Origin of the sequence: Anaerococcoides asporogena (assembly GCF_029590275.1) — a bacterium.
Lineage (GTDB): Bacteria > Bacillota > Clostridia > Clostridiales > Clostridiaceae > JG1575.
This window is the reverse complement of sequence record NZ_CP120965.1, coordinates 1,666,506-1,688,133: the sequence shown is the minus strand read 5'-3', so window position 1 is coordinate 1,688,133 and position 21,628 is coordinate 1,666,506. Positions and strand designations below refer to the sequence as shown.

The 21,628-nt window shown below is 49.7% G+C and carries 13 protein-coding genes; 3 read left to right on the top strand and 10 right to left on the bottom strand.

The genetic code is table 11. The annotated features are described in order from the left end of the window. The first annotated feature begins 244 nt into the window (after positions 1–244). On the top strand, positions 245–895 hold the full coding sequence (locus P6M73_RS07980; RefSeq protein ID WP_347276331.1) for an aromatic amino acid lyase: 651 nt from the start codon (positions 245–247) through the stop codon (positions 893–895). A 917-nt stretch (positions 896–1,812) separates the two neighbouring features. On the opposite strand, the gene P6M73_RS07975 is transcribed toward P6M73_RS07980, so the two are convergent. The 10 genes from P6M73_RS07975 to P6M73_RS07930 all read right to left on the bottom strand — a co-directional run bounded on the left by P6M73_RS07975 (position 1,813) and on the right by P6M73_RS07930 (position 12,208). Then, positions 1,813–3,165 (bottom strand): ImmA/IrrE family metallo-endopeptidase, encoded by a 1,353-nt coding sequence (locus P6M73_RS07975; RefSeq protein WP_277855580.1) that lies wholly within the window; start codon positions 3,163–3,165, stop codon positions 1,813–1,815. Next, the gene (locus P6M73_RS07970; protein ID WP_277855579.1) at positions 3,158–3,484 is read right to left on the bottom strand and encodes a helix-turn-helix domain-containing protein; all 327 of its coding nucleotides are present in this window, start codon (positions 3,482–3,484) and stop codon (positions 3,158–3,160) included. Before P6M73_RS07970 ends, P6M73_RS07975 begins: the two co-directional genes overlap by 8 nt. Before the next feature lie 418 nt (positions 3,485–3,902). Further along, positions 3,903–4,904 carry a D-allose transporter substrate-binding protein gene (gene alsB, locus P6M73_RS07965; RefSeq protein ID WP_277855578.1) on the bottom strand — a complete coding sequence of 334 codons (1,002 nt, stop codon included), beginning with the start codon at positions 4,902–4,904 and terminating at the stop codon, positions 3,903–3,905. A 151-nt stretch (positions 4,905–5,055) separates the two neighbouring features. Then, complete coding sequence (gene alsK / locus P6M73_RS07960) at positions 5,056–5,952, bottom strand: allose kinase (protein ID WP_277855577.1); 897 nt, start codon at positions 5,950–5,952, stop codon at positions 5,056–5,058. A 17-nt stretch (positions 5,953–5,969) separates the two neighbouring features. After that, positions 5,970–6,650: a D-allulose 6-phosphate 3-epimerase gene (alsE, locus tag P6M73_RS07955; RefSeq protein WP_277855576.1), complete on the bottom strand. Its 681-nt coding sequence runs from the start codon at positions 6,648–6,650 to the stop codon at positions 5,970–5,972. A 47-nt stretch (positions 6,651–6,697) separates the two neighbouring features. Next, a complete protein-coding gene (gene alsC, locus P6M73_RS07950) occupies positions 6,698–7,651 on the bottom strand; it encodes a D-allose ABC transporter permease (protein WP_277855575.1) in 954 nt (317 codons plus the stop codon). A gap of 11 nt (positions 7,652–7,662) precedes the next feature. Then, positions 7,663–9,192 carry a sugar ABC transporter ATP-binding protein gene (locus tag P6M73_RS07945; RefSeq protein ID WP_277855574.1) on the bottom strand — a complete coding sequence of 510 codons (1,530 nt, stop codon included), beginning with the start codon at positions 9,190–9,192 and terminating at the stop codon, positions 7,663–7,665. Positions 9,193–9,244: 52 nt separating this feature from the next. Continuing rightward, the gene (locus P6M73_RS07940) at positions 9,245–10,249 is read right to left on the bottom strand and encodes a LacI family DNA-binding transcriptional regulator (RefSeq protein WP_277855573.1); all 1,005 of its coding nucleotides are present in this window, start codon (positions 10,247–10,249) and stop codon (positions 9,245–9,247) included. 298 nt (positions 10,250–10,547) lie between these two features. After that, positions 10,548–11,705: a transposase gene (locus tag P6M73_RS07935; protein WP_277855572.1), complete on the bottom strand. Its 1,158-nt coding sequence runs from the start codon at positions 11,703–11,705 to the stop codon at positions 10,548–10,550. Next, the gene (locus tag P6M73_RS07930; RefSeq protein ID WP_277855571.1) at positions 11,663–12,208 is read right to left on the bottom strand and encodes a transposase; all 546 of its coding nucleotides are present in this window, start codon (positions 12,206–12,208) and stop codon (positions 11,663–11,665) included. The genes P6M73_RS07935 and P6M73_RS07930 overlap by 43 nt, the downstream gene beginning before the upstream one ends. Positions 12,209–12,751: 543 nt before the next feature. Between P6M73_RS07930 and P6M73_RS07925 the strand changes: the two genes are divergently transcribed. Continuing rightward, on the top strand, positions 12,752–16,453 hold the full coding sequence (locus P6M73_RS07925; RefSeq protein ID WP_277855570.1) for a hypothetical protein: 3,702 nt from the start codon (positions 12,752–12,754) through the stop codon (positions 16,451–16,453). A 5-nt stretch (positions 16,454–16,458) separates the two neighbouring features. Next, the gene (locus P6M73_RS07920) at positions 16,459–21,627 is read left to right on the top strand and encodes a DEAD/DEAH box helicase (RefSeq protein ID WP_277855569.1); all 5,169 of its coding nucleotides are present in this window, start codon (positions 16,459–16,461) and stop codon (positions 21,625–21,627) included. Position 21,628 lies beyond the last annotated feature (1 nt).

Sequence of the window (21,628 nt, the reverse complement as noted above, 5' to 3'; positions counted from 1 at the left end):
TCCGTCGAATGTTTGACGGGTTTTTGACGCTGGCTGGCTATAATGTGAATAAGAAAACGATTAGACCTGGAAAATGAAGAATGTACGACAGGCGCAAGGCAATCATGTTTCGGCCGGAGGGCTGGGCTGCCTGACAGCGTCCCTGGACTCTACCTGTTATCAATCTTCTTCATCGGGTGGAATCCTTCGACATGAGTATCCTGGATTTTAATAATATCCTGTGACATGCGGATCCTGGAATTGAATATCCTGGGTAAGAATATCCTGGATAAGAGTATCCTGGATAAGAATATCCTTCATTACCTGGGGCACACCGGAAGAACCCCTGGCCATCTCCTCCGGCAATCCCGACTCCTCCTACGTCGGCATGGAAATGGACACCGCCGCCATCGCCGCCGCCATGGTGGCCAAAATGTCGGAACGCCGCACCAACCGCCTCATTGACGGCTCCATCTCCGGCAACCCCTACTTCCTGGTCTCCCAGCCCGGCCTCAACAGCGGACTCATGATCACCCAGTACACCCAGGCCGGCCTGCTCAACGACATGAAACGCCTCTCCCTGCCCGCCGTGGTGGACAACATCCCCACCTGCGCCAACCAGGAAGACTACGTCGCCATGGGCTACAACGCCGCCAAGAAGGCCCTGGAATGCGCCGAAAAGCTCGAACAGATCCTGGCCATCGAACTCCTTGCCGCCTACCAGTCCTATCCCTACCTGCCTCAGGATCTGGCCCGCTCCCAGACCACCGAAGCCCTCTGTCAGCTGATCGCCACCAAAGTCCCCCTCCTCCGGGAAGATGTGTTCCTCTACCCCCACATCCAGTCCCTCATCTCCTTAATCAACTCCGGAGCCCTGCGCCGCACGGCGGAGACCATCCTCGGACCACTGGCATAATAAGGAAGCAACCAGAAGCCTTTGTCACCACAAAGACTCCTGGTTGCTTTTTTGATTCTTAATATGAATAGAAATCAGATTGCCCATTCCCGTGTCCCTTTTTTAATGCGGCAGATATTCTAATTCATTCACCAACCCGACCGCTCAATCCTTCAGTTAAAAATCAGGCTCCTTCTTAAACTCTGTAAGAAGAACCCCTCCTCCAGCCCAGATCAGGGGACATCCAGATGTCCCCGAAAAGAATTTTCAGTTTCAGGACATTCAGCACACCTGCTCTGTGCTGATATTAACTTTTTGCTGTCACCTCGACCTAATCACTGGATATCCGATTGATAGCAAACAATTTCACCCAGATTGGGTGTTAATTACAGGAATAATGATCATAAGGTACCCATGGATATAAATCATTTGAGAGCTCTCGAATCAAATCCGGTTCCTAACCTTCACCCAAAAATTCCATAGTTACGATACATTTTCAAAGAAATATAATGGTAATGACTCTGGGTTTTAGCTACTTTATTGATCAACATGCTTCGAAAAAAGAGGGTTCATCTGAGGCACAAACTTAAATATTACAAACCGAATTTAAATTCTTTAGTGATAAAAAAGGCTCAATCACTTTTTATGTGGGATTATGATTTTCCCTGTTTACACGGAGAGGTCGACGTGGTAGCCTGACTGGCCGACTAGCCCAGCATTTATGCAGCATAGCGGCAAGGCTGGCGGAACCACGCCGACAGAGGCTCCATGTCAACTTGGGAAAATCCCACAGTTTTTGCGATTGACCCATAAAAAACTTAGGAAATATTTCTTTACCAACAAGCATTTGGTCATATTTATGAAAAACGGTGATTAAAAAGTCAATAGGATAATGGAATAATTCAAAATGGTATTACGAATTGATCTCGCTTTTGGGTCTACCTGGATAATTCTACACTGGCACGAATAATAGAGAAGTAGAAAAATTCAAGTAATGCGGAATAATCATTTTCTTTATCGGCCAGTAAGAGTGCATCAATATATTTCTGTTTGTCTTCAACCTTAACATAAACGGGTGTAAGGTTATTACGAACCATCATCAGGTTTAAAAATGCTCTTATTACTCGACCATTTCCATCCGGAAAAGGGTGAATAACGGTTAGCTTGTGATGAATAATAATACTCTCTTTTATAAACTCGCTTATTTTTATCTCTTTTCTTCTTTCAAAAACCAAATGAAGTTGCTGATCTAACACAAGCAATTCAGTTACGATCTGATTGGGTGGAATCGGTTCGATTTTTGCACCCAGGACCATAGTATTATCCACTCTAAATTTCCCGCCGTACTCTGGATAAGGATAAAAGCTATATAATTTGTTATGCAGGGTCATAATATCAAAAACACTGCAGCTATTCTTCATCGGCATCTCAAAAATTGATGAATACATTTCCGAATGTCCTGCTACTGATAAAAATGCCTCGTTCTCTTCTTTGCAATATTGACTATTTTGCATCTTTAAACGTAAGTCGCTGACAATCTCAGCAGCAGCTTCTTGTTCGATATCCACTCCTTCCATCCGACTGTCATTATAAATATAGTTATTTTGAAAAACATAAGAGGCATAAGCATTGCTAGGCAAAGAAAGTCCGTGTTTGTAGTTGTCAATGAGTTGTTCAAACAAAACAACATAGTGGAATCCGCGTAATTTTCTGTGCGCTTCCGGTTTATATTTTTTTATTTGCTTCCTAAGTTCTTTCAATTCGGTGTTGCCTTGTAATGTATGAGTACAGTAATTAACCCGGATCGCGCATGATTCAAAACTTACACCGAAAAAATCCGCAATCTCAAGGATGTCATCGAAATTTACATAATCGTCTTTTATTCTTTGCTTTACCTGTTCCTTAAGCTCAGGTAATGGCATAAGGAGAGCAGACGCAAAGCGATCAGCGAACCATTCGGCTTTATTTTTCTTCCCGATTGGACAATATTGCTCTTGCGCTCCCTTTAAAAAGTGACATAATTCATGGGCTGCAGTAAATCTTTGTCTTGTAATCGGTCTGTTTATGTTAATACCTACAATCGGTATATCATCTGGATCTTCCGCAGGGATAAAGACCCCCTCCAGTTTTCCGAAGTCTCTAAGGAGGAACTCGAGACCTTCATCTACCAGCATCTGAAAAGGGTTAATGGGATATGTGATTGAACGGCCTTTGAATGATTCAGCTAAGTAATACTCAGCCAATTGTTCAGCATCATTTCTAAATTTTACAATTTCGTGAAAATCAATCATTGTTTCTTCTTTGTTCCTTCATAAGCTTTTTAAACTTCATTAGGCTCAGTATTTCCTCCTGATCTCGTTCATCAAGCTCGCTAAAACTTCTGGCAAACATAGTCTCTGGCATTTCAGAGTTATTCCCATAAAGGAGACTGTCAGCAGATAACCCGAATAAGATGCTGAATTTAGCAAGTTCTTCTGCGCTCACCTTTCTATTTCCCAGTTCGATTTGTGTAACAGTTGCGCGGTTCATCGACATGTAATTTGCAACATATTCTTGAGAAAGGTTCAAGTTTGTTCTACACTCTTTGATACGATCGGCTAATGTCTTCATAATGGTCCTCCTATATTTATTAACCAGTACCTCATTTAACTAAGTATACGAAACATCGATAGGTTTTGCAACATATAATGTTATATTTCCTAACTTTACATATCCAATAATCACTACATCCACCACAGACATATTCTTTTTTAATTCAAACAGTTAAGCTGATACACATCCTGTCACATGCTGAAACTTAAATTCACTCGCAGGCATTCCTGCTTTGTTCGACCTGAAATTTTTCATTTTTTATAAACATCATAACGAAAAAGCGTTCTTCTGGGGTGTATCAAATCCAGGATGAATATATCATTTCACATCATAAACCTTGGATTTGATCCGGTAAGAATGTAAAAAAAGGGATCCCAGGATGATGAAGGGCATCCGGGGATCCAAGGTTTGAGTTGAGGATTTCGTTTTGGAGAATTTATTTGGAAATTACGAGGGAGTCAATGGGGATGAGCTTGGGTTCCGCGTTGGGATCCACTGTAATCTTGTTCTTGACGGCGTTGACCATTTCCTCGAGGGACTTGGCGCCGATCATGGCAGGATCCTGAGCGATGGTTGCGGCCAGCTGTCCGTCTTCTACCGACTTGACGGCTTCCGTGTCTCCGTCTGTTCCGACTACGAGGATGGAACCGAGCTTGTTGGCGTTGATAACGGCCTGGAGTGCTCCCAGAGCCATGGTGTCGTTGGCACAGTAGATAGCCTTGAGGTCAGCGTTCTGCTGAATGTAGCTGGCAGCTACGTCCAGAGCTTTCTGGCGGTCCCAGTCTCCGGGGAGTGATCCGACGATGGTCATGCCGGCTGCGGTGAAGGCTTCGGTAGCGCCCTGCTTTCTGGCTTCACCGGAAGTGTTTCCGGCTTTTCCTTCGATGATGGCAACTTTGGAGCCCTTTTCAATCTTGCCGTTGATGAACTCCGCGCCCTTCTTGCCGACGGCTACGTTGTCCGTGGTGGCGAAGCCGATGACTGCGCCGCCCTGAGCTTTCAGCTGAGCCATGTCGAGTTTTTCATCGATGTTCATGACATAGATGCCCTTCTGGTTGGCCGAAACGACCGCGGGAATCAGGTTGACCGGTGACAGCGGAGCCACACCGATAGCGGCGTATCCGCCGTTAACGAGGCTTTCCAGAATCTTGAGCTGTCCTTCAGTATCTTCCTCGGACTGAGCGGCCAGGATGTCAACCTTGACATTGAGTTCCTTGGCTTTGGCTTCTACGCCCTGCTTCATCTTGACCCAGAAGTCAGAGGACTGGTTCTTCAAAAGAACGGCGTAGGTGACTTCACCGGCAGCAGCCGTGGTGGTGGAAGGCGTAGTTCCGGGGGTGGTTCCGCCGGCAGTCGTTGCCGGAGCGGCAGGCGTGCAGGCAGCCAGGAGTGAAATCGAGAGCACAGATGCGGAAAGGATGGATAATGCTTTTTTCATAGTAAGCCTCCTAAATTTTTATTTATAACCCTTGGGTATAAATCAGAATGATGGACATGGACTGTTCCATGGGCAGTTCCATGGACTGCTGCATCGGGGATCTTTGCGCCTGTGGCGCGGATCCGCTGGTTCCTGGATAGTCAGGCCCGCGCTAACGGGAGCGCTGCTTGATGAGATAGGCACCGCCCAGCACGCCGCTTTGCTGATTGTGGGCAGCAAACACGAATTTCACCGTACGGTACGGGAATGGCTTTCTCAGCCGCTTTCTGATTTCCTCCAGGAGAGTTTCCTTGGGGAAATCGGTCATGAAGAGCACCCCGCCGCCCAGGACAATGGTGTCCGGGTCCAGGATATTGGCCTCCGTCGCAATGGGCATGGCCAGGTTCTGAACGTATTCCAGCAGCAGCGGGTGCGTCTGATGCTGGGAGAAGATGCTTTCAATGCGGGCTCCGGGGATCATGGCCACCAGTTCGGTGAGCCGCTTGCCCGAGCACAGCAGCTCGGCGCAGCCGGAATTGCCGCAGCCGCAGGCAGCCGTTACGCCCGGGAACGGGATATGTCCCAGTTCGCCGGCGGCTCCGTGGGAGCCCTGGTAGCTCCGCCCCTGAATATAGATGGCGTTGCCCAGTCCGGTGCCGTAGTAGAAGCCGAGAATCGTCTGGTCCCGGTCCGGGTCCAGCTCCATCTTGTGGATGTCGTGGTAGAGCAGGAAGTTGACATCCCGGTCAATGTAGACCGGAAGGTTCAGCTCCTGGGACAGCAGGTTGCCCAGATCCAGCTCGTTGAGCACGGGCAGGTTGGGCGTAGAGTACACATAGGATTTATCCTTGCTGACAATGGACGGCAGTCCGATGGTGATGTGCTCCACCTGATCGTCCAGGCCGTGGGTCCGGATGTAGCCGCCGATCACTTTCACCAGCTGTTCCACCGGGCCTTTGGAGATGAACCCGATGGGGCGCTGTTCAAAATGATGCAGCTGATCCTGGTCGTCGATGGTGCCGATCCGGAAGTTCGTGCCGCCGATGTCGATGCCGATGATATTTGTCAAGGTGCTTCACCTCTCCCTTATATCTCGACGCCGGTCTTTTCTTTGAAAGTGGCCGCCATCTTGTCCCAGGCCCGGTCGACGTCATGATCCAGGTTGAACAGCCCGGAGCTGCCCACGATGAAGACTTCGACACCGGCTTCGTACATATCCTTGAAGGTCCGTTCGTTGCAGGAGCCGTCGATCTCGATCAGGTAGCCGTAGCCGTTCTCATCCTTGAGCCGCTTCGCCTCCCGGACTTTATGGAGCATTTCGGGGATGAAGGGCTGGCCTGCGAAGCCGGGGTCCACGGACATGATGGTGATTTTATCGACTTTATGAATGTACTCTTTGATGTAGTCCAGGGGAGTGGCTGGATTGAGTACCACGCCGAACTTGCAGCCCAGGGACTTGATCTGGTTGATGATGCGGAAAGCCTGAGAGTTGATGGTCTCCGCCTGGGGACAGATGTAGGTGGCGCCAGCCTTGGCCAGGGCTTCGACATAATCCGCCGGATCCGTGACCATCAGATGACAGTCGATTTCCAGATCCGTGGCCGGGCGGATGCCCTTGACGAAATCCGGGGACAGGGTGATGTTCTTGACGAAATGGCCGTCCATGATATCTACGTGGAGCAGATTGGCCCGACGATTGAGCACATCCAGGGTTTCCTTGACCCGGAGAATGTCCATGCACATGAGGGAAGGTGAAAATTTAACCATAAGCGATTCCTTTCCAGCCGCGAGCTGGCAGTAAGTAGTGGCGCGGGCTATTTCTTGCGGGCCAGCAGCATGTCGATGGTAACGGAGATGATGATCAGGCCGCCCATGACGATCTGCTGATAGGAGCTGGGAACGGTGAGTACCGTCATGCCGTAGTTGATTAATCCAATGATGAGACCGCCGATGACGACGCCGAAGATCTTGCCCTTGCCGCCGAAGAAGCTGGTACCGCCGATGATGGCAGCCGCGATGGCGTAGGTTTCAAACCCGGTGCCGGCGGCCGGTTCGGCTGCGCCGACCCGACCCAGCAGGACGATTCCGGCGATGGCGGAAGCAGTTCCGGAAATGATGAAGACCAGCAGCGTGTGCAGCTTGATGTTGATGCCGGAGTACCAGGCGGCTTCCTTGTTGCCGCCCAGCGCGTAGATGTTGCGGCCGACCTTGGTCTTGGTGGTGAAATAGATCAGCACCGCAGCCACTGACAGCGCGATCAGAACGGGTACGGGAATGCCGAAGACCCGGTTGGATATGAACTTGGTGAAGGACACCGGGAAGCCGAAGACGGACCGGGCGTTGGAGATGATCAGCGTGATGCCGCGGAAGATCGCCTGGGAGCCCAGGGTGATGATGAAGGGATGGACACCGGTCTTGTTGATGACCGTTCCGTTGAGGAAGCCCAGGAAGGCGCCCAGGAAAATGCCCAGGGCCACGGCCAGCACCGGATTAACCCCGCCGACCATCAGCTTGGCGGTCACCATGCCGACCAGGGCAGCGACGGATCCGACGGACAGATCGATGCCGGCGATGAGGATGGCGAAGAATTCACCCAGGGCCAGCAGGATGTTGACCGAACTCTGGGTCAGGATCTGCGGCACGCTGGTGGCGGAAAAGATGGCAGTAGGCTTGATGATGGCCAGCAGCGCGATCAGGATGATCAGGATCGACAGCGTGCCATACTTGCCCCACAATTCATTGAAGGATACTTTGCGATTGGTTTCCATAGGTTACTCCTTTACTTTTGGTTCTCGCCAGTGGTGGCCAGTACGATTTTCTCTTCGGTGGCGTCCTGATTGCGGAAGGTGGCGACGATATGTCCTTCCCGATACGCATGGATCGTGTCACTGACCGACAACAGCTCAGGCAGTTCGGAGGAGACCACGAGGATGACCTTGCCTTCATTGGCCAGGATCCGCATCAGTTCATAGATCTCGCTCTTGCTTCCCACATCGATGCCCTTGGTAGGCTCATCGAAGATGACGACCTGGGAGTTGGCGGCCATCCATTTGCCCAGGATGACCTTCTGCTGATTGCCGCCGGACAGTTCCACGATGTTCTGGTCGATGTCCCGGCATTTGATGCGAAGCGCTTTCTTCTGAATCTCCGCCTCGGACCGCTCGTACTTGTTGTCCACATGACCCGTCATCCCGAACAGACTGGAATTTTTCAGAAAGGAGATGATGGAGATGTTCTGCTTGATGTCGAAGTTGTGCATGAAGCCTGTTTCGCGCCGGTTCTCCGTGACCATGGCAAAGCCATTCCGGATGGCGTGATATGGGGACTTGTTCTCCACCGCTTTCCCTGCCACTTTGATGGTTCCGGCCTTCAAGGGAGAAACCCCGAACAGGGCATTCATCAGTTCGGTGCGGCCGGCGCCGATCAGTCCGGCAAAGCCGACGATCTCGCCGCGGCGGACCGTAAAGGATACATCCTGGACCGAACCGTCTTTTGTGGTCAGATGATCCGCCTCAAAAATGACCGGTTCGGCGGAAAAGTCCTGAATGGCTTCATTGAGGTAGGTGCCGGAGATCTCCCGCCCCACCATCATGGTAACCATCTGGTCGATGCTGGTGTCCCTGACCTCCCGGGTGCCGACGTAGGTGCCGTCCTTGAGCACCGTGACCCGGTCGCCGATGGCCTTGATCTCATTCAGCTTGTGGGAGATGAAGACAATCCCCTTGCCCATCTGCTTCAGGTCGCGGATGATCCGGAACAGGTTCTCCGTCTCCACATTGGTCAGCGACGTCGTGGGTTCATCCATGACGATGATGTCGGCGTTGCTGACCAGCGCTTTGGCGATTTCCACCTGCTGCTTTTCCGAGGTGCTGATGTATTCCACCAGCGCCATGGGATCCCGCTTCATGCCGATCTGTTCCATGACCGCTTTGGCTTTCTGCTTCATGGTGTCGTAGTCCACGATGTCAATGCCGAAGCGCCGCTTCACCGGCAGCCGGCCGACAAACAGGTTCTCGGCGATAGACAGTTCCTTAATGACGCTGAGCTCCTGGTAGATGACGCTGATGCCGTTTTCGTAGGAATCGGCCGGCGTCAGCCGTTCAAACTCCTTGCCCTTGATGGTGATGGTGCCCTCGGTGGGCTGATACACGCCGCTGAGGATCTTCATCAGGGTAGATTTGCCGGCGCCGTTCTCGCCCAGAAGGACGTGAACCTCACCCGGCCGAATGTCAAAGGATATGTTATTCAGCGCGGTGACTCCGGGAAATTTCTTGGTTACATGATTCATGCGGACTAGTTCTTCCATCATTACCTCCATACGTTCAGTTCGTGGGATGCTCCGGCGCTCTGCCGAAGGTTCTTCAAGGGGCGACCCGTCGGGTCGTGCTGCCCTCGACCAACTTCACCGGGATCACCACGGTCTGAAGAAAGTCGTGTTCATTTGAAATCAAGTCCAGCATCTGCCGGCAGGCTGCCTTGCCCATCTGTTCATAGTCCTGGGCAATGGTCGTAATCTGCGGCCTGGAGTACTTGGTCAGCGTATTGCCGTCAAAGCCGATGAGCTGAATCTGTTCCGGCACCTGAATGTCCGCGTCCTGCAGGCCGTGGAGAGCTCCCAGGGCCATGACGTCATTGGAACAGAAGATCCCGTCCACCTGCGGAAACATCTTCAGGACCTTCGGGATGGCGTCATAGGCACTTTCATAGCTGACCGCCGTCTCCACAAAAATCTTCTCCGCCGGTTCCAGTCCAGCGTCGCTCAACGCCTTGATGAAGCCGTAGTAGCGCTGATCCACCGTGCTGATCCGCCGGGCATCCCGAATCATGATCGGATACCGGCAGCCCGCGGCCAGCAGGTGCTGGCCGGCCATATAGCCACCCTGATGATTGTCCGAGTGCACCAGATTCGAGGCATTGCGCGGGCTGCGGTCCATGTACAGAACCGGAATGTCATACTCGGTCTCGAGCTTGGAGACATCCGACTGACCGGAGATGTAGATGATGCCGTCCACCTTGCGCGAGATGAAATTCTGAACCAGCTGATCTTCCCGCTGCTCATCTTCATTGGTGTCGCAGACAAACACGGAATAGTTCTTTTGAAAGAAGGAATTGACCAGCTCCCGTACCACCCGGGAGAAGAAGTCATTGGTGAGATCCGGCACGATGACCCCCACAGTCTGAGACAGGTTGGTCCGCAGACTCTTGGCATTGCTGTTCGCCACAAAGCCGGTTTCCTGGATGATGCGCCGCACCTTTTCTTCTGTTTTGGCTGAATATCCCCCGCTGCCGTTAATGACACGGGAAATGGTCGCGATGGATACCCCGGAAAGCTTGGCCACTTCCGTCATGGAAAGCTTCTTTGCCATGGTCTTTCCCCCTTTCAAACGTAAACCTTTACGTTAATTTACTTAAATTTTACGTTAAAAGTAAACGAACGTCAACCCTCCCAAGGGAAATTTAATCCATAAAAATAATTATCCAAAAGTATCAATCCGACAGGAATGATTCTAAACTCAAACCCGAAAAAAAGAAGAACCCCACCATCAGGGCTCTTCTCAAGGATTATGAAACTGATATCAGTAGGGGTAACCTTCTACTTGTCTGAGAAGGTTAGCATTACGTTCTTTTAAAACATAAAAGTGGTTTGGGTGTCGAAAGTGAGGTTTAAGCGATCTGAGTTCTCAATTTAATTTCTATGATTGGATTTTTGATGATGATTAAGCTGAAAGCTTGTTTGTGATGTCGAGAAAACAAGACAGAGAGTGCCTTTACCAGGACTCTCTTAACATTGATCGCCCCGATTTTCAGGGTGAACCATGTTTTTGAGCGCACGAATCCCCGGACGGGTATCTGGTCTACGTGGTATCTTCTTCGCAGGACCGATGGAATCCCTTCCACTGCATTTCTCATCCTTGTGAGTTTTTTATATTCCTCTGTGGATAACTTCCTCAAATACTGAGCTCTGGCTACGGTTTTGGCACTTATCGTGACGACGGCATGCTTTTTCTGGTTTTTTACCCGACAGGCTTTGCGGTTTTTGCAGCTATTGCAATGCTCTTTTAAAAAGAACATGCGATAGCTGTCCTGGTTGGCGTTGTAGGTGGTTTCAACGGGAACGCGCCACTGTGGGCAGTAGCGGACCTGATGGTCCTCTTCGTCAATCAGAAAGTCACCCAGGATGACATCCGGATCTTTCCCGAGCAGCGTTGTGGTGACCAGCCGGATATTGTTCTCCCTGGCGTTCTGGATGTTGTCTTCTCCCCCATAGGCCCCATCAGTTATCAGCGTCACTGGTTCTTCCTGCACGCCAAGTTCATTCACCACTTCCCGGCAGAAGGCTGAATCGCTGTGGATATTTTGCTCATAGCCAAACTGAGTGATGATGGCTCCGTTTTCGTCGATTGTTTCCACGATGTTGCCGACATAACCCTTATGGCATTCTCCTGCTTTTCGGCGGAAAGTAGCGTCGGGATCGGATGGGTTTTGAAGACTGTCCGTCCGGATCTCCTTCTTGTTCTTGGGCTTAATGGAACCATCCTCACCATATTGGGCTTGTTCTTTCAAGACTCGTGTTAATGTCTGATATTCCGGGGTTTCTTTGTAGGACCCGGCACTTGATCTGGCAAGGGATTCCGCATCGGCCAGGGCCTTCTCAAGGTTCAGTTCCAGATCTTCGGTTTTGCTCCGGTATAGGGTGTTATTCTTGTGTCCGTCCTGAAGATACAGGGAAAGTCTTGGTGTCAGTACCTTTTCTCTGCCATCGGCCTGGATCAGCCGTGTCAGATTACTGATACTGGTATAGACGATTTCAAGTCGAGACATCTTTTGCAGCTGGAAGCGATCATGACACTATCCATTCGTTTCAGCGAAGGATTGATGTCCATGAAATCCACCATTTTTTCAGCCATGGCCAGCATCTCTTCTTTGAGCAGATCCACACCCGTCTCCATTTCATAGTAATAGAGCCGTTTTCTGAATCGGCTCAGTGTCCGGTCGCTGATGGGCTGTTCCAGGTAGCTGGTGGTATTGAGGGCATACTGGTACTTAACATCCGTAAGGATATTTAAAAGCAGCTCATCATCCGTGAGCCGGCACATCTCCTTCAAGAGGAGGGCAGCGACCACAATATTCACCGGAGTATTCGGTCTGGAAAAAGCATTGCTGCTGTAAAGAACAGCAAATCGTTCCTCATTGATGAGAGGAAAAATGGTCTTGGCAAAAGCACCAGCCCAGGAATTTAAAATGAACTTCTTGGTTCTGTCGGTCAACTGATTGAAATTGTCGTCCAAACTCAATTGCTGATGTTTGTTTGCTGAAAAACCCATTTATAAACCCACCTGTTACTAAAAAATTTCTATTATATTTTACCATAACGCATTCAGTCAGACTTTAAGTGGGTTAAATTGCCACTTACATGTTTTGACACCCTAACCAAAAGTGGATTTCTAAATTCTGTAACTTTATTCAGAATCCCAGACCAGAGAGGCAGATAACCAGCATCGCGGGTGCGTCGATACAAACAAAGAATTTAGTTTTATTAAACCAACATTTTACAAAAATCAGAGTGAGGCGGGACTTCGAGAAATCAATCAAATCGCAAACGGTCCATAGTCTTTGGAATATGCCGTTTCTTTATTCAAAGTCTAATTTTGTTATAACTATACGAAAAATTTTCAAAATCTCGGTCACATGTCTAGAAAAACTTAAAATAATTAAATCATCACTAAATTTTAGATTAGATATTAATAAAGGATGAAAATTGTCTTACCAATGAGTTATAATTTAATTAAAACGTTTTCTGATTGCGAAAAAATTGATGATTGATTCTTCCAAAAAATAACTTTGAGTCTTGGAGAAGGGGGTTACTTTTGAGTTTATTTGAAAAATTCAAACAGCGGCAAAAAATTCGCAGCAATATGGATTTGGGGACTATGGACCAAATCATCTTGGAAGCTTTGCCCAGCTGCCGCATTTGGGGAGACCTGGACATCACTCGGGAGGAAGCGGAGTGCATTAAGCAACGGATCTGTGCGAGACTGCACAGTACACCTCAGTTTGTCCAGTTAAAAAACCTGGTGTCAAAATACCCTGCAGTTTTTATCACGGATATGACCAATTTCGTCCTTTATGAGTATGACAATATCAATTTTTGGGAAGCCTGGTCTGATCGTTTCGGTCTAAAAATCACTTCCGCACAGCAGGGTGAAATCGGTCGGATGACCCATGCGCTTTTGAATGAACGAGGCTTTCGAATTCTCCGCGATGAGGGTTATATTTATGTCAGTACTTTTCTATATCAGGCAGGCATACCTGGCGTAAGTTATCACAAGCTGTTTGATATTCTGGACAGCACTTTGAATATTCCTTATGTACAGGCCCAGGACATCCTCGAGGAAATTACCGGATACCGCAGTTCTCTGGTTGACGTATCCGTCCGACGGCATTTTAAAGATCACGAGGCCGGAGTTGAGGTCATCCAAAATCTGCGAGATATGATGCGTGAACTGGGTAATATAGCCGAGGAATCAGAACTTCCTGAAATCCCAGGTATCCCCCAGCGGGTTGTAGAACAGTACCAGATCTGGTGTGTCAGTCTTCACCATGGTAGTCTTCGGCAAAGATCCAGCAGCCAGTATTTCGTAGCGCCCAAGATTATTCACGATGAAACGAGGGGAGTCTGTATCTGGATACCGGAGCAAATCCTGCACAGTGACGCCATCTATCGACTTCGGTGGGAAGTAAGGACAGGCGATCATCGACTGATTCGAAGCGTTCTCCAGGATGTTTATGCCCGGGAAGGCGTCAACCGGACACTTATCAGCTTCGTTCAGGTACCGCCAGCCGATGCTTATCAGGTGGTTCTCTATGACGATGACCGAGATGAACATCCCATCACTGAACCGTGGCAATTACCTGGTCTGGATCCCCTCTCGCCGATCCTTTTCTTTGACAAATCCGGTTTGCGGCTGGATCCCGCACGAGCCAGCCTCAGTCGCCAAGGTCTAACTGTAGTATATGATTCGAAAGCTGTTGTATTGTCCCCTCAATCTCTGATTCAGGAGGAACGATATCTCCACCGAGATTGGAATTCCTGCAGAGCCATTCGCTTTTTCTCCGTTTTACAAGACAGCGTTCTTAAAGTTTCTACAAAAAGATCAACCCTGACTATCGAAACCAATACAGCGCTGGAATTAGATCTTTCTCCGCTTGGCACCCTCTTTGATGAACACTGGCCAGACCAGCAGATTCCTGTTTATACCAAATTCCCGCAAATTGAAATTCGAGGAGCTAATGGCAGCGAAACATCTTCTCTGAACGGTTGGCAGCTGGTTCTGATTGACGGGTATCGCAGGCGAAAGTCAGTCGTCAACCTGACCGATCTGCCCTGTGAGCATCTGGATGAATGTCTTCGTTTTTCCCTGACCGACTGGGCTAAGAAGCACTTCCCCGATGATCATGGCAAGTATGAGCTTCGCCTGTATCAGGGCTCGGTGAACCGACGTCAGGTCTCCTTCTATCTTGTACCCTCTGTTCGCTGGGATTCTCAGTTCCAAAGCCTGACTCTCCATCCGTCCGATCCATTCGCTGATGCGATCTTATGGATACAGTCTCAGGATGCGGGACCATTTCAATTTGATAGTAATGTTGAGACGAAAGAAGTACTGCGTAAAGGAAAGACTTGGCTCCAGATCCGCCTGATCACTCAGACATCCATTTTAAGGGGGGTGTGGACTGGATCTGACGGCCAGAAGATTCCGTTTCGTAAAACCCTTCGGCCATTGGAGTGGAATCTTTGGGAGGAAGGTTCTGATGTTTTGGATCCCTCCGGACAGCCGAGAACTTTTTATCTGAACGAATTCAAGACAGGTGCCTGGAGATTGCATCTGGATATTACTGATCCCGTCTCTTTTGATCAGATCCGACTCCAGTTGGAAGCTGCCGATGGAACCATGCTGCAGTTCCATGATCTCTTACCTGATTATCAGGGCATTGCCCACTCTTCCCTGCACCGGTTTCAAGACACAATAGCTCATCACCCTCTTCCCCAACGGCTTGTCCTGAGACTTGCTAAGGGAACAACCGATTTTCGCCCCATGTTGATTGCCTCGGTAGTCAACTTTGTGCAGTTGAAAGAACCCATGTACCGGATGGTAAGTGATAAGCCGGCTATTCTTTGGAAATATGATCCCGCCAACGATTTTACCCATCATGAGTTGAAGCTTATTCCCCTGCATAATCCGAAACAACCGGTACTGCAACGTCCCCTTTCTCCCTTGAAAACTTTTTCAAATCGTCAATATCAAGGCATTTTCCTGACTGATCCACTTCCCGACGGAGTCTACCACATCGATACCGTGGATCAGGAGGAACTGAGTTTCTTTACTCTTCCCGAAGAGCAAGTTCCGATCCATGACCGAGATCATCTCCTGGTTGTTAATGGAAAAGAATATCTTGCCCGCCATCAAGCATCTGATACCAGAAAAGTCTCTGACTGGCTGGCAGCAGCCCGTGTCGCTCAAAGCAAGGACGAATGGATTGAAGATCTCAGGAATCATTTGGAGAAAGCTCTGCGAAACGGCAATTGGGAGTTTGATCCTGAGCGATCTGCCCAGCTACTGTTCTCACTGGTCTTATCTACTTCCGTCAGATCGGGACTGTCCCCTGCAGTTAGAACTGTCATCGAGGCTATCCTGCAGCTGATCAGCGAACGACTCATAACCAACACCCACCGAACCGTCCTGCTTCGTCACCTGCTTGAATCTTCCCTGGACGATGAGTCAGCCCAGACCATCATCCAAACCTTGCAACTCTACCTGTTCCAGCCAGATGGAAAAACCCTCTTTGAGCGTACCCATCTCTCTAATGCCTGGAACTTAAATGAATCACTTGCTGTCCTCATTAATCTGCGCGACAGTTCCGCCAAAGTCAGCATGGACGTTGAACGCGTGATAGACCGCATTGGCGACGATACCCTGGCCAAGCTTCTCTTTTTCCCTGACCACAAAAAATGCAGCAGTGATCATTTCGATGAATGTTTTGAATGTTTCCTGGCAAATCATGGTGGCTGTCCCAGCGTGCGCTTTAAGCATTCCTTTGATGTCTGGGGCGACCGCAGCGATTATCAGCGTCTGATCTGTTATGACCGCAATGACGTCAAAATCCGCGAACCCAAACCAGAGGATACAACCGGTTTACCGGTCCTGGGTAAGACTTATCTGCGGCTGTATTATGATGCAATCAATAAAAATCGGGAGAATCTGAATCATTACTCCCAAGCTGCAGAAGGCGAATTCGCTATCATCGAAGACCTTGCAAGAACCCATCCCGAGACGCTACGCGAGGTTAAACCAGCGCTTCAGGCTCGCAGCTCCCAAGGTCAAGATCTGTATTTTTACTATAACGCCCAAGCAGCCGTAATTCAGGCACTGAGCCATTCCCATGTCATCGCCCCGCATGAAGTCAGGAAACTTCTGCCCTTCTGGCGTCATTCCCACAATGCCTGCCCAGATCTGGTCTATCGCGATCTCATATTGGCTGAACTCTATTCCATGACACTAAGGAGGAACTAGCACCCATGGCCATGAATCCTGTCCACACTACTCACCGCATTGAATCAGACTACCTCAACTACCTGCGCTCCATCTTAAAAGTTAAAAGTGCTGAGCTTTCACGAAAGGCCAATCAGGTTCTTACTGCCACGCCCTTCGTCAAGGGCCCTTTTCTGGAATCGACACCACCTTTTGTAACTGGTTCTTCTTTAGCTGAGCTCATTGATGAAGGGGTAGCCTGTGTTGATTTCCGTCGTCTGGAGGAATCAGCCGAGATTCATCGTCCTCTCTACGCTCATCAGGAAGCCTCCTTTCGCCAGATTGTCAGTGAAAAGCGCAATTTGATTGTTGCCACTGGTACCGGCAGTGGAAAAACAGAGAGCTTCCTCTATCCAATCTTCAATGAGTTGATGCGTGCGAAAAAAGCGGGAACCCTGGGTCCTGGAGTTCGTGCTCTACTGCTCTATCCCATGAACGCTCTGGCCAATGACCAGATGAAACGACTGCGAGGACTTCTGAAAGATTATCCGGACATTACCTTTGGGCGTTATACTGGTGAAACTCTGGATTCAGAGCGAAAAGCCCTAGATGATTATCAGCTGAAGAAAGAAAAGGATCTGCGCAGTCATGGGAAAGTGCGTGGCAGAGACTATACGGCAGCAGATCTGCGCCCTCTGCCAAATGAACTGATTTCACGGGAAGCCATGCGTAAAACACCACCGCACCTGCTCCTGACAAATTATGCCATGTTGGAATACCTCCTGCTTCGACCGGATGACACGACCTTCTTTGATGGAGAACTGGCAAATAACTGGCAATTCATTGTCCTGGATGAGGCGCATACGTACAAGGGAGCAAATGGGACAGAGATTGCCCTGCTCCTGCGCCGACTCAAGGAACGAATCCATACCGACCATCCGCTGCGTTGTATTGCCACCAGCGCTACCCTTGGAAGCCCTGATGCTTTGCCCGATCTGGCACGCTTTGCCCAAAATATCTTCGATGAACCATTTGAAGTCTGTGACATCATCACTTCACAGCGTAAAAAAAGGGTCATCGAACCTGATATGGATCGCTTCGAATTGGCTGATTATAAGCGCTTTGAAACTGAAGTAGCAGCCATCACTTCTGAAGACAAAGGTAACGCCTGGCTTCATGAACGCCTGGTGAAGGATGAGAGAATCATTATCCTTCTGAATTATTTGGAGAGCCGTCCGAAAAATTTTCAGGCCGTTGCTTCGCACGTCTTCTCAGACCTGTCAAATAAAGCTGATCAGCAGGCCGCACTGGTCCTGCTCATTCAGCTGGGAGCCAGAGCCAAACTAACTCCTGACAGCAATTCATTAATCCCCGCTCGCTATCACCTCTTTGTCCGAGCCCTTGAAGGCTTCTATGTCTCTCTATTTCCCGACCGCCGCGTATACCTTGACCGAAAAGAGTTCGTCTCCATCAGTGGACGGGACATCCCGGCTTTCGAACTGGCTGATTGTCAGGAATGTGGTCAGGAGTACCTCATCGGACAGACAAGGGACAGCATGCTTCGACCACCCAGGGAAGGCGAGCCGCTAGAATATTATCTGCTTCCCCATGAAGCAGTCGAATCCGATGAGCCTGAGACCAATGGGGACGATGTTTCCTTTGAAATTGCCAACGTTAAAAAATTGGAGCCTTATGATCTCTGTACAGCTTGCGGCAGGATCCATCCGGCTGGCATCAAGCAGCGAAAGTCATGCTGCGATGTACTTGAATCGAGCAAAATTCTAAGAGTCTACCGCCTCCAAAGCAGTGCTCGGGAAGTAAATACCTGTGTCGCTTGCGGTGCTGTTGGGCATGGCAAAATAAAACGATTCATGACTGCTAATCAGCCCTCAACATTCATCCTGGCCAGCAGCCTCTATGCAATGATCCCACCGCAGAAGATCGATCAGAAAGGCCTCCCAACCGTTGGAGGTGACGGCTTTTTTGATCTTCAGGAGGAGGTGCGAGACGAAGCCTGGTACGATGAAAGCGGCCGAAAACTCCTGGTTTTCTCGGATAATCGCCAGGAAGCTGCCTTTTTTGCAGCCTACATGGAGAATAAATACAATCAGCAGATGTGGCGCAAGCTAATGCTAAAGGAATTGCGTCAGCATCCCGAGGGCTTCCTCCTGGTTGATTTTCTATCCATCCTGGTAAGGCGAGGCAAAGAAGCCGGTCTTTTTGATGATTCCCTGACCCAGGCAGAGAGAGAATTTATCGCCGGCGTATACCTGATGAAGGAATTCACTGGCTTTGAGAGAAACAAAGGATTAGAAGGCAGCGGCTATATTCACTTCATGCCTTATGACCTGAAACTGCAACGGGGTGCCTGGGGATTTTCTTCCGAAGAACTCAGTGAATTATGCGCGGTTCTCCTCGATACGTTCCGGTTCACTGGAGCAACCACCTATCCCGAACACGTCGATCCGGAGAAGGAGCAGTTCAGCCCTCGCAACCGACAGGTTTATTTCCGGAAAGCGGAAAGTGGTTCAGTCCGAAAAAGTACAATAACCAGTTTCCTCCCCACTGGCTCAGCCAGTAACCGACGCCTCGATTATTTAAGCAAAATCCTTCAGGTGCGCGGCCTGAATCCCAAATCAGCCCGGGAAGAAGCGCTTTCCATCCTTGCAGCCATTTATGACCAGATTATTCCCGGTCTGCTTCAGATGAACTACCTCTCCACCACCACCCTCGCCGGAGAAGGTGCTCTGCTTTGTCTTAATCATCGGAAATGGCACATCTCTTATTATAAGGATCATGATGAAGCTTGGCAGTGCAATCGATGCGGCCGGATTACAAGCCACAATGTACATAAAGTTTGTCCCGAGTTCCGCTGTCATGGCAGTCTGGAGCGAATGAGTGCCCATCAGTTCAGGGACGATCCCTATTATGCACCGCTCTATGCAGACGATAAACTCCTGCCAATGATTTCTCGCGAACATACGGGACAGCTGACCAAGGATACCGCCGGCTCCACTCAGACCCAGTTTGAGAACGGTGATATCAACGTTCTTTCCTGTACCACAACTTTCGAAATGGGCGTAGATGTAGGGCAGCTGGAAGCCATCCTGTTGCGCAATGTCCCACCGGAAACCGCCAATTACGTCCAACGGGCTGGCCGAGCCGGCCGGCGTAAGTCTTCCACCGCCTTTTCATTAACCTATGCCAGACGTAACAGCCATGACCTGAACTACTTCCAGGATCCCACTGAAATCATAAGCGGCAAAATAAAGGCCCCCTATATCGAACTCAACAATGACAAAATTGCCTCAAGACATGTCAATTCCATCGTTTTGGCCTGGTTTTTCCGATCTACCTCATCAGGTCGGGAATATTTCCGCGGCAACGCAGAGGCCATGGTGGGAAGTCGAAATGGCCTTTCGGCTGATATCGTCGAGCTGTTAAACCTTGAACTGTCCAAAAGGCCTGAAGAATTGATTTCAGCCATCGAAAAAATACTGACCCCTGCCATGATGGAGAAGCTTCGCATTCGAGACTGGAAATTCGTAGACCAGCTGGCAGGCGAAAATGGTGTCCTATCCCTGGCGGTACAGGAGCGAAAGGACGAACTCGACCAGCTGGATGAACACTACAGGGCGCGTATTCAGAAAAAAGAACGGACAGACGATCTGCTCCGTCTGATCAAGACCCTCGAAGATCAGGGAACCATCGCGTTCTTAGCCTCCGGCGGAGTGATTCCCAAATATGGTTTCCCCATTGATGTGGTTAAGCTCGATATCCTCGCCAAATCAAGTGAGGCTCGTTCTGTCGACCTTTCCAGAGATCTCAAGCTTGCTGTTTCAGAATATGCCCCGGGCAGCGAGATCATCGCCGGTGGGAAGATTTGGACCAGCTACGCCTTGAACCGGGTTCGAGACAAGGAATGGCCGGTACACTACTTCTGGGAATGCCCCGACTGTCATCGTTCCACTTTTCCCGAGGAACTGACTACATTGGAGGACGTGTCAGATCAGGATCCTGTACGCTGTGAATGTGGTATGACTATGAAGCAACGTAAAATGATTCGGCCGATCTTCGGATTCTCCACAGCCTGGGATGATGAGGGTCGTTCCGTCGGGGAAAGCCGTCCTCAACGATTCTACCCAACACGGGTTCAGTTCGGTGGGTTTGATCAGGCGGATCCCCTTAGTCTGGAAGAGAACCTTCAAAGGGAGATTCCCATTGGAGACCGTATCGTGAAAGCCCATTATGCCCCGCAAGGCAAGCTGGTTATTATGAACCGGGGTCTCAAGGGAGCCGGTCTGCTGGTCTGCAAATATTGCGGCTTTGCTACCACTAATTACGGCGGTCCACCAGAACACCAGACCAAAATGGGCAGGACCTGCTCAAACAAGTATCTAATCAACACCGCCCTGGGGCACATCTTCAAGAGTGATGTCCTGCGCCTGAAGTTCCCACCTCTGAGTCTTCGTCAAATTGAAGAGAAAGATGCTTGGATTACTTTGCTCTATGCCATTCTTGAAGGAGCCGCTGACGCCCTCGGCATCGCCCGAGATGATATCAATGGTTGCATGGACTACAGTGAAGAACAGCCTGTTCTAATTCTTTTTGATGAAACACCTGGCGGAGCCGGCCATGTCAAGCGCATCTACCATAAGCTTGATGAGGTATTGCGGAGCGCATGGCTACGAGTCGATGGCCACTGCAATTGTGGTGAGGAGACCGCTTGCTACGGCTGCCTGCGCAGCTACTCAAACCAGCTGGATCATGACCGTCTGGCCCGTGGTTTAGCGCGCCAATACCTGGAGTGGCTCCTTCTCAGTTCTGTCAACATGACGGCAACCCCGCTAGCAGCCCTGAGTGATAATACGGAAAAGAATCCGACAGAAACTACAATTCCAATCCCAGCTCCATGGCAGGAAACCCTGAAGCAGATGATGCGCCCAAGCAGCGATGCCAGTCACCGATATGCCATGGAACTGATCCGATCCGGCAACGTACCGTCACCGGATGCAATTGGCTATGAATTGGTTTCTGAAGAACGCGGTGTCTTAGGCTACGAAGCAGAGATGGCTTGGACCGAACGCAAGATCGCATTGCTCAGTCATGACGATCCCGACCTCATCACAGCTGCTCAAGCAGAATTCAACGCTCAGGGGTGGCAGGTTTTCACCATCGACCAGCCCCCCCAGGATCTGATTCGGATCCTGCAATAAG